At 44.6% G+C, this 6,860-nt stretch carries 3 protein-coding genes; 2 read left to right on the top strand and 1 reads right to left on the bottom strand.

Features of this window, described 5'->3' with window-relative positions; translation table 11 throughout:
• The first annotated feature begins 8 nt into the window (after window positions 1-8).
• Together ACESPQ_RS07145 and ACESPQ_RS07150 are read left to right on the top strand one after the other, a co-directional pair.
• Window positions 9-4,748, top strand: a complete 4,740-nt coding sequence (locus ACESPQ_RS07145) for an EAL domain-containing protein (protein WP_373144167.1) — start codon at window positions 9-11, stop codon at window positions 4,746-4,748.
• A 20-nt stretch (window positions 4,749-4,768) separates the two neighbouring features.
• A complete protein-coding gene (locus ACESPQ_RS07150) occupies window positions 4,769-6,094 on the top strand; it encodes a diguanylate cyclase domain-containing protein (RefSeq protein WP_373144168.1) in 1,326 nt (441 codons plus the stop codon).
• 342 nt (window positions 6,095-6,436) lie between these two features.
• Here ACESPQ_RS07150 and ACESPQ_RS07155 read toward each other — a convergent pair.
• Window positions 6,437-6,860 (bottom strand): rubredoxin-like domain-containing protein (locus ACESPQ_RS07155; RefSeq protein ID WP_373144169.1); only part of this gene is annotated, 424 nt, incomplete at its 5' end.

Raw genomic sequence — 6,860 nt, forward strand, 5'->3', positions numbered from 1 at the left:
TCATCCGAATGAGTTCATCGAATGATATGAAAAAAGCTGTCCTGATACTTGCGACAGAGCAGGGTGGAGATTGTTCTGAATTATGTGAGATATTTCAGACGGTATATAATGTTGTCGAAGCAAAGGATATGAAGCAGGCACTTCATCTGATGAAGCAAATCGTGATCAGTGCCGTACTGTGTGATTCCTCTGTAGAGAATACCGCAGAGCTGATAACCTCCATGCATGATGGAATGATGCCGGAAATTCCTGTGATTGCTGTTATAGACAGCAGGGATGAGGAGGGCTATGTTTATGCGCTGGATTGTGGAGCAGCCGATGTGATAACAAAGCCTGTACGCCCTCAGATCGCACTTGTGCGTGTGAAAGCCGCCCTGTTGAACAGTAGCCGCCAGATTGATTCTCTTACAGGATTATACACAAGTGAGCTGTTTCAGCGTGCAGCGACAGAGCTGATAGCGAATCATCCCTCCTCCACCTATCTTATTTCCTGCTTTGATATTGATAATTTTAAGGCGGTCAATGCACAATACGGACAGAAAACCGGGGATTATGTACTTAAGAAAATAGCTGGAATCGTTATGGAATTTACATCTATGTATCACGGTATCGCATGTCATGTATCCGCTGATAATTTTGCCATGCTTCTTCCAAGCGGTACACCGGAGCACCTGCAGAAAAATATGATGTCTCTGGAAGATGATTTCAGAGATCGCGGGATCCATATCAGACTTCAATTAAGCATCGGCCGTTACATCATAAAGGATAAGCAGCTTTCATTCAGCGATATAATGAATAAGGCACTACTGGCTAGAAGAACGGTGAAAGGACGTTATAATGTTTCTCTTGCCTATTACAACGGGAAGATGCAGAAACAGATTCAGGAGGAGCAGCATATTATCAGCAGAATGGATTTTGCACTCAGCAGCCATCAGTTTGAAGTTTGGCTGCAGCCGAAATACAATCATGAAACAGGGGCGATGATTGGTGCAGAAGCGCTTGTACGCTGGAACAGCAGTGAGCATCATGTGATGATTCCCCCGAATGTATTCATACCTGTTTTTGAACGCAACGGCTTTATTTATGAATTGGATAAGTATGTATGGAATGAAGTATGCAAAATGCTTCGGAAATGGCTGGATGAGGGAACGTGCACTCTGCCGATTTCAATAAATGTATCCCGTATGGATATCTTACAAAGTGATGTGTATGAAGTGCTCACAGGACTTGTGGAAAAGCATGAAATACCGGCTCACCTGTTGCAGCTTGAAATTACGGAATCTGCGTTTTCCTTCGATGTTGTACGCATCATAGATGTTGTGGAAAGACTGCGGACATATGGCTTCACAATCGAAATAGATGATTTCGGCAGCGCATATTCTTCCCTGAATGTATTAAAGGATGTTACTGCGGATGTATTGAAGCTGGATATGCGTTTTCTTTCCGGAGAAGACAGTACCGGCAGGGGTGGCAATATCATTGAATCCATCGTTCGGATGTCCAAATGGATTGGTATGCAGGTCATTGCCGAGGGCGTAGAAACACAGGAGCAGGCTGATTTTCTCTGCTCGATCGGCTGTCCATTTATTCAGGGATATCTGTATGCGAAACCGATGCCCGTACAGGATTATGAATCCCTGCTGGAACAGAACAGCGGAATACATAAAAAGAATACCTTTGAAATGATCAATGCATTGGATGGAAACGCCTTTTGGAATGCTGAATCCATAGAAAGTCTGATTTTCAACAGCTATGTAGGCGGTGCCTGTGTCGTAGAGCTCACAGAAAAGCACTGTGAGATCATTCGTGCGAATGAAAAATTTCAGAAAGAGCTAAACACGAAGCACTCCGTGCATGAGCTGCTTAAGATCGATCTTTTTTCTCTTATGTCAGATGCGGAAATCTACCGGTTCCAAAACGAAGTGTACAACAGCAAGCAGAAGGGCTCGGAAATGCGTGGAGAAATGAGGGTTTTGATGCAGGATTCGCACAGCCATGAAGAATATCTTCGCTATTCCGGCAGGGTGATCGCGCAAAGCAGTACCTGTGATGTTATTTATCTGCTGCTGGAAAATATCACAGAACAGAAACAGATACAGAGCAAGGCTGCAGAGATGACCGAACAGCTGCAGTTTCTCAATGAGATATCTAAAAGCGTGCTGAGCAAATCCAATACAGAAGAAGCGATGAAGAATCTGCTGAAGCGGCAGCTTACATACTTCGACGCTGAGCGGGCTCTGGTGTTTGAACTGGACAAGAAACAGGAAGCGGGAACCATCTCCTATATGGTTTGCGCTGATGGTGCAAGCTCTTCTGATGTTACAGGGCAGCAGATTCGATTTACGGAAATGTCACACTGGGCTGAAGTACTGAAGTGTGAAGGCCATATCGTAGTTGAGGATGTTCACAAGCTGAAGGACAACGTCTCTTTCGAACGGCAGCAGCTGCTGAACCGCGGTGTCAGCTCACTGATTGCTGTTGCTCTGGTAAGAAACAATTTGTTGATTGGCGTGCTTTGTGTAGAACAGGTGCGGCGTGCGATGAATCACATCGAGCATCTTGCGGTACTCGGTGATTATGTGGCTGTATTGATCAATCGCCGTGATCTGCTGACAAAAATTGAAAATGACAATGTTAATATGCAGCGCCTGATGAATGACACACCTGGTGGATTTGTACGAATGAAAATGCTTCCTGAGGGAGGCGCAGTTCCCGTGTTTGTCAATGACGGATTCTGTCGAATGATGGGGATGAGCCATGATGAGGTAATGGAGTTATATGCAAATGATGCGTATGCCGGTGTACATCCCGAGGATCGCTCCGGATTGCGTGAAACGCTCATAAAAGCCATGGATGCGGATATTATCTTTTCTGCACGTGTACGCTTTTACCATAAAGAAAAGGGATATATGCAGTTTCAGGTGTATTACCGGACGACAACGGATATTCATGGTGCACAGTATATGAATGGCTATTATGCGGATATAACGGAAGAAAACGAGCAAGAGGAACGGCGCCGGGAGCTGTTGGATAATCTGCCATGCGGTGCAGCAGTATATGAAATGAAGGATGGTATCCTGTGTGTGCGGCATGTCAACAAGCAGTTTTTAAAGCTGGTATCACGCAATGAAGACCAGATTCATATGGATGATGCAATATCGGCGATATGTCCGGATGATCAGGAGCAGGTACTGCAGTTTATAAAAAATTCAAAGGACAAGGAGGGATTGGAATATGACTTCCGTATCCTGCAGGGAAATGGGGAATATCTTCCGATGCATGTTATTGGAAGGACGCAGAGACAGGACGATAACAGCATGCTGCTTTATGTTACATTTACTCCGATTTCAGAAGAGCAGCTGTCCATCAGCAGGGCACTTGCCGATCAGCAAAAGGCGGAGACACTGGCCGAGGAGGCGAACGAGCAGCTGCGATTCCTGAATGATATATCAAGGTACCTTCTGATTGATAAGGATCCGGATAAAGCCATTCATAAAGCGTTACAAAAGGTTCTCGAACATTTTGACGGAAGCAGGTCTTATATCTTTGAGCTGGATGATAAGCGGCAGATAACTACCAACACCTATGAAATATGCGCAAAGGGCGTTCAATCAGAAAAGGAAAACCTGCAGGCACTTCCTTATACCTCACAGCGCTATGTGCTAAGCGAGTTTCGCCAGGGAAAAAACATCTGTATTGAAAATGTGGCAGATATGCCGGTATTCTGCAAGGAGGAACAGGATGTGCTGACCCGACAGGGCATTCTTAAGGTGTTCCTGGTGCCAATCAAAAGCGAAGGCAGGCTGATTGGATATACGGGAGTTGATGACCCGCAGAAAAATATGAAGCATACTGATCAGCTTGTGGCAATCGGAGATTATATGGCAACTATGCTGATTCGCCGTGATCATGTAAGGAAGATGGAAAACGACAATGAACGCATGCAGCGCTTGATGAACGACACACCGGGAGGCTTCGTCCGAATGAAGATTTTATCAGGGGAAAGACCGGTACCGATCTTTGTTAACGACGGCTTCTGTCAGATGATGGGAATGAGTCATAAACAGGTTATGGAAATTTATGCGGGAAATGCCTATGCCGGGGTACACCCTGATGATATTGAAGAACTGCAGCACAAGGTCGAAAAGGCAATTGCGGAGGATTCCATCTTTTCCGCACGTATCCGTTTATTTCATACAAAAAACGGATATATGCATTTTCAGGCTTTCTACAGAACGGCAACGGAGCCGGATGGAGTCAAGTTTATAAACGCTTACTATGCAGATATGACAATGCAGGTGGAATTGGAGGAGCGCAGGAAGGAGCTGCTGGATAATCTGCCTTGCGGGGCAATCATATTTGAAGTGACGGCAGATGGGATTATCAATTCTCCACATATCAATAAGCGTTATGCAGAGCTTGTAAACAGACATGAGGATGAATTGCAGATTTATGATTATATACAGGCTGTCCATGAAGATGACCGTGATGGTATGATGCGCAGTATCACAGAGGCGATTCAAGGGGATCATGAGCTGGAATGTGATATTCGCGTAAAAAAGGCGGAGGAGGTTATATCGCATTTCATCTTGTGGGGCGAATTGTTTCCCGCAAGGATCAAAATACCGTTATCTATGCTACCTATACACAGATCAGTGAGGAAACACGACTACTCAGCACAGCGCTTGCGGATTAGCACAGAGCGGAAAAGCTTGCTTCGGAAAGCAATGAGCAGCTACGTTTCTTAAACGATGCAGCACGTTATCTTTTGATTAGCGGCGATCCGGATGAGGCGATTAACAAAACTCTGGAGAAAACAATGGAGTATTTTAACGGGGACAGGGTATATATCTTTGAACTGGATGATGAAAAACAGATAGCCAAAAATACGTATGAGCTGTATGCCGAAGGTGTTGCGTCAAGAAAAGACAGCTGGCAATGTGTACCGTATGCCCATCAGGAATACTCATTACAGCTTCTGAGAAGGAAGGAAAATGTATGTATAGAAAATTTTGATCTGCTGCATGTTGATCATGCGGCGGAAAAGAAAATTTTAATGAATCCAAGTGTTCACAGTCTCTTGCTTGTTCCTTTATGGATTGCCGATAGCTTAAGCGGCTTTATGGGAGTTGATAATCCGGGGCGGAATGCAACGCATGTGGATCATCTGGCCGCATTAGGCGATTATATGGCAATGATTATTTTGCGTAGAAATAATGAGGCACGCATTTTAAGAGATAATATGGTACTGCATGATTTAATGAACGATATGCCCGGAGGATTCATGCAGATGAAAATCTGCGCGGATGGAAGAATTGTACCGGAATTTATAAATCAGGAGTTTTGCCGTATGAGCGGTATGGATCATGATGAATGCATGACCTTTTACGGCAGCAATGCCTATGCCGGTATACATCCTGAGGATCGAAGCCGGCTGGGGAACGAGCTGAGAGAAATGATAGCCAAACGGGATACGCGTACGCTGAAGGTGTGTCATTTCCGAAGTGATGGAACGTATATACCGATGCAGGTGTTTTACCGTGTAACCGATGATGGGGAGGATGTTCTTTATCTCAACGGCTATTATACCGATCTCACCGAACAGCTTGCACTGGAGGAACGAGAGCTTGCGGAGCATGATGAGCTTACGAATCTGTTCAACCGGACCAAGCTTGCCCGTATGAAAAACAAAGAATATCAGAAGCTGACCGCCTGCGGTATCCTATTCTTTGATGTGAATCATCTCAAGCAGGTAAATGATGCGCAGGGACATGATATGGGGGATACTCTGCTGAAGCTTGTGGCAAATGGTATTCGTTCCATTACGAGTGAACGGATTCACGGTTACCGCTATGGCGGTGATGAATTCCTTGTTGTTGTCTGCGATGGAGATGAGCTTGAGCTTGCTGCCTTGATTGAAGCCTGCAACAAACAAATGGAAGTCCTTGCAAAGCAAAGAAATATAGCTGTGACAGCAGCAGTCGGTTCCGCATGGGGGCAGGCACCTCTTACATTAAACACTTTGATACGTCAGGCAGATCAGGCGATGTATGCGGATAAAAAACAGAGAAAGCGTTATTCTGATCTCGTATAAAAAAACAGAGCCAGCTCGAAATGACTTTGTTACATGCTGCCTGTGGATAGGCAAGGAAGCGAATCGCTGTATGATATGAGGGTTATAAGCAAGCCTTGTTTCACCTGCACAGCAAAAGTGCAAAGACTACCGATAGACCTTTCCAGATAATGAAGAATAGCTGAAGCTGTAAAAAATTGAAAGAAGAAATAAGTTCTGACTTTTTAGAAATTATTTCTTCTTTTCGTTATTTACACAGTATCTGTAAGCAGGGGAATGCCCTACAAGAAAATGACTGCTTTATTCTTTTCTTTCATGCGATACTGGCATAGTCTGCTTGTTGCACCGGTATTACAGTATTGTTTAAAGCTTTTCAAACATATCCTTAGGAACCGTACAGATCGGACATTTATAATCATCGCTTTCCTTTGTGATATCGCCCTCGTAGATATAACCGCAGATGGTACAGCGGTAGCGTATGCTTGCCTGTTCGATAACAGGCTCCTGTACAGGTGTGTCCTCCACCTTAACAAACATATCCTTAGGAACCGTACAGATCGGACATTTGTAATCATCGCTTTCCTTTGAGATATCGCCCTCGTAAATATAACCGCAGATGGTACAGCGGTAGCGTATGCTTTTCTGTTCGATAACAGGCTCCTGTACAGGTGTGTCCTCCACCTTAACAAACATATCCTTAGGAACTGTACAGATCGGACATTTGTAATCATCGCTTTCCTTTGAGATATCGCCCTCGTAAATATAACCGCAGATGGTACAGCGGAGC

It is taken from the genome of Clostridium sp. HGF2 (genome assembly GCF_964240115.1).
GTDB classification, from domain to species: Bacteria; Bacillota_I; Bacilli_A; order Erysipelotrichales; family Erysipelotrichaceae; genus Clostridium_AQ; species Clostridium_AQ innocuum.